The organism is Micrococcus sp. HG099, assembly GCF_024723355.1.
Taxonomy (GTDB): Bacteria; Actinomycetota; Actinomycetes; order Actinomycetales; family Micrococcaceae; genus Micrococcus; species Micrococcus endophyticus.
Genome location: NZ_JANQCJ010000165.1, coordinates 1 through 3867 on the forward strand (window position 1 = coordinate 1; position 3867 = coordinate 3867).

The 3867-nt window shown below is 74.5% G+C and carries 2 protein-coding genes and 1 pseudogene; 2 read left to right on the forward strand and 1 reads right to left on the reverse strand.

Annotated features, from left to right (window positions below; translation table 11 throughout):
• Nucleotides 1-7: 7 nt before the first annotated feature.
• The gene (gene coaE, locus NWP10_RS10875; protein ID WP_258300919.1) at nt 8-2392 is read right to left on the reverse strand and encodes a dephospho-CoA kinase; all 2385 of its coding nucleotides are present in this window, start codon (nt 2390-2392) and stop codon (nt 8-10) included.
• A gap of 172 nt (nt 2393-2564) precedes the next feature.
• On the opposite strand from coaE, the gene NWP10_RS10880 reads away from it, so the two are divergent.
• Nucleotides 2565-3254 carry a YigZ family protein gene (locus tag NWP10_RS10880; RefSeq protein ID WP_258300920.1) on the forward strand — a complete coding sequence of 230 codons (690 nt, stop codon included), beginning with the start codon at nt 2565-2567 and terminating at the stop codon, nt 3252-3254.
• Nucleotides 3247-3867: pseudogene (locus NWP10_RS10885) on the forward strand (16S rRNA methyltransferase); the annotation flags it as partial. The gene NWP10_RS10880 and the pseudogene NWP10_RS10885, both read left to right, overlap by 8 nt.

The window sequence follows — 3867 nt, forward strand, 5'->3', positions numbered from 1 at the left end:
GTCCGGGTCAGCCGGCGGAGGCGGGGTCCGGGGCGCCGGCCGCGCTCGCGCGCGCAGACTCCACGACCTCGTCCCACCAGTCCCGGACGGAGCGCTCCAGCTCGGCCCGGTCCCCCTCGTTGGCCAGCACGGTGTGCGTGCCGCCCAGCGCGGGGCGGCGCTGCTCGTCCGCGTCCACCTCGGCCCACGCCTGCTCGCGGTCCAGCCCGCGCTCGTCCATGAGCCGGGCCACGCGGACCTCGGCGGGGGCGAGGACCTCGAGCACCTGGTCGAAGTCGCGGACGTCGGCGGCGTCGACCAGCAGGGCGAGGTCCACCACCAGGACGGACGACTCGCCGGCGTCCGTGGCGCGTCGGTCGGCCTCGGCCCGGACCACGGGGGCCACCACCTCGTGGAGGCGGGTGCGCGCGGACGGGGACTCCGCGGTCAGAGCGTCGAGCGCGAGCCAGTCGACGGTGCCGTCGTCGGCCACCACCTCGGCCGTGAAGACGTCCCGCAGCTCGTCCACGGCCGGGTGGCCGGGCACGAGGATCTCGCGCATGAGGTCGTCGTAGTCCACGACGACGGCGCCGAGCCGCTCGAACTCCGCGGCCACGGCCGACTTGCCGGAGGCCACGCCGCCGGTGAGGCCGACGGACACGGCCGCGCGGCGGGCGGCCGACTGCTGGGCGTGCCACGTGTTGGGCGTGTGGGTCTCGTACTCGGGCTCGGTGCCGACCTCGAACTCCGGACGGATGGCGTACTCCTCCCGGACGCTGGCGTCCTCGCGGGCGCGGCGGTGGTACTCCTCCGGGGGCAGCACGCGCTTCCACTGGCGGGTGCGCAGGGGCCGGGCCGCGCCGGCGTCCTCGCGCAGGGCCTGGAGCAGCAGCAGCGCCTGCAGGACGGTGAGGACCATGACCGGGAAGCCGATCACGATGATGACCTCCTGGAGCGCGTTCAGCCCGTCGTCGCCCGCGGTGACGATGATCGCGGTGCAGACGGCGCCGACGGAGACGCCCCAGAACACGCGCTGGCGGCGCGGTGCGAGTTCCTCGTGGCCGTTGGCCATGGCGTCCATGACGAGCGCGCCCGAGTCGATGGAGGTGACGAAGAAGATCACGATGACGATCAGCGCGAGGACGGCGATCGGCAGGTACAGCGGCATCTCCTGCAGGAACTGGAACAGGGCGACCTGCACGTTCCCTTCCCCCGCGATGGTCTGCGCGAGCGGCCCGCCGGTGCCCGCCTCCGGGGCGGCCGCGCGGTCCGCGAAGATCGCGGAGTAGCCGTAGACGCCCATCCACACGATCACGAACGCCGTGGGCAGGCCCAGGGAGGCGAACACGAACTCGCGGATGGTGCGGCCGCGGGAGATGCGGGCCACGAACATGCCCACGAACGGGGCCCAGGACACGGTCCAGGCCCAGTAGAAGACAGTCCAGTCGCCGGACCAGGTGCCGCCGCCGAGGGTGTCGTTGAAGGTGGTGAGCAGCGGCAGGGAGCCGAGGTAGCGGCCGAAGGACTCGATGACGCCCCGGACCACGTCCATGCTGGAGGCGGCCCACATCAGGACCCAGAGCATCAGCGCGACGGCCAGGACGATGTTGAGGTAGGACAGGCGCTTGACGCCCTTGTCCATGCCCGCCAGGGCGGAGGCGACGGCCACGGCCGTGATGACGGCCAGGATCAGGGCCTGCACCCAGCCGGCCACCGGCACGCCGAACACGTAGTTGACGCCCGCGTTGATCTGCAGGGCGCCCATGCCCGTGGACACGCCCATGCCGAAGACCGTGGAGACGATCGCGATGACGTCGATGGTCTTGCCGATCGGGCCGTGGATCCGGTCCCCCAGCAGCGGCTGGAAGGCGGAGGACACGCGCGGAGGCAGGTTCCGCTTGTACGTGAAGTAGCCGAAGCACAGGCCCGGGACCACGAGGATGGCCCACATGTGCAGGCCGAAGTGGAAGTTGGCGATGTTCAGCGCCTGCACCGCGGCCTGGTCCGAGTACGGCTCGGTCCCCTCCAGCGGCGGCAGCGCGTAGTGGGTCATGGGCTCGGCGATGCCCCAGAACATGAGCACGGCGCCGATGCCGGCGGCGAACATCATGCCGAACCAGGCGAGCCCGGAGTACTCGGGCGAGGCGTCGTCGTCGCCGAGCTTGACGCGGCCGTAGCGCGAGACCGCGAGGATCAGGCAGACGGCGAGCAGGAGCGTGGCGGCGAGGGTGTAGAACCAGCCGACGTCGTAGCGCAGCCAGTGCGCCGCGGCGCCGAAGACCGCCTGGACGGGGCCGGGGAAGAGGCCCATCGCGACGGTGAAGAGGATGATGACGGCGGCGGCGGAGAAGAACACCGCGGGCGAGGTGCGCAGCCCCAGCCGGTCATGGAGACGGGTGAGCAGTGAGTTCACGTGAGATCACTTCGGGTCGGAGACGAAGCCCCCGGGGCCGTTCCAACGGGCCTCCGCAGGCTCCTGTGCCCGTGATGGCACGGCGAGCGACTCTACCGGAAGCGGTCATCGGCGCCCCCGCCCGCCCCCGCGGTCGCCGCCCGCCGGCGCGACCGCGTCTACGCTGGGACGCATGTCCGCCCCGCCCGCCCGCTGCACCGTCCTGCCGCGCCTCGCCGCCGGGGAGGACGGCTGGATCGTCCACGAGCTGGAGGTGCGCCGCAGCCGGTTCCTCACCGTCCTGGGGCGCGTCGCGGACGAGGCGCAGGCGCGCGCCATGATCGCCGCGCTGCGCCGCCGCCACCACGACGCCCGGCACGTGTGCAGCGCGTTCGTGCTCGGCCCGGAGCGCTCCGTCGCCCGGTCCTCGGACGACGGCGAGCCGGCCGGCACCGCGGGGACGCCGATGCTGGAAGCCCTCACGGCGCGCGAGACCGCGCCCGGGCGCACCGACCTGACGGACGTGTGCGCCGTCGTCGTGCGGTGGTTCGGCGGCGTGAAGCTGGGGGCCGGCGGACTGGTGCGGGCCTACTCCGAGTCCGTCTCCGCCGCCCTGGACACCACGCCGCTCGTGACGCGCTCGCGCCAGGCGATCCTCGCCGTCGACGCGCCCCACGCGCAGGCCGGGCGCTGGGAGAACGAGCTGCGTGCCGCCGGCGTCGCCGTCCTCGACGCCTGCTACGGGGCCGCGGGCGTGCGCCTGCGGGTGGGCGTCCCCGACTCGGACGCGCAGCGGGCGGCCTTCGCCGCGCGCCTCGCGGACATCACCGCCGGCGCCGGGCGCGCCGAGCCGATCGGAACGGAGTGGATCGACCATGACTGAGCCGCTGGCCCCCGGGGTGACCCCGGACGTCGCCCTGGGCGGGCTGCCGACCTCGCTGACCGAGGGCGTGGACCTCGGCGCCCTCTCCCGCTGGCCGCTGCCCGAGGAGGAGAGCCGGCAGGCGCACGACGCCGCCGACCTGCTGCTGCTCGACACGCTGGCCGGGTGGATCGCGTGCGGCCACTCCCCCGGTCCCGTCGCCGTCCTCGACGACCGCCACGGCGCCCTCACCCTGCCGCTGCTCGCCGCCGGGCACGACGTGTCCGTGCACCAGGACGAGGCCTCGCACGAGCGCTCCCTCGACGCCAACCTCGAGGCGTGGCGCCGGGCCGGACGCTTTGGCCCCCACGCCGGGACGGTGCACCGCGCCGCCGCCCCCGAGGACGCGGTGCGCGGGGCCCGCACGGTGCTGCTGCCCCTGCCCCGTTCCCTCGACGAGCTCGACCGCCTCGCGCGGATCGCCGCCCGGGAGGCCGACCCCGGCGTCGTGCTGCTCGCCGGCGGGCGGGACAAGCACATGAGCCCGCGGATGAACGCGGTCCTCGGGGCCGCGTTCGCGGACGTGGTGGCCGGCCGCGGCCGCCGCAAGGCCCGCGTCCTCACCGCCCGCGGC

What these genes read in the sequence shown, in the direction of transcription:
- NWP10_RS10880 (WP_258300920.1), top strand. Translation starts at nt 2,565, where the DNA reads ATGTCCGCCCCGCCCGCCCGCTGCACCGTCCTGCCGCGCCTCGCCGCC.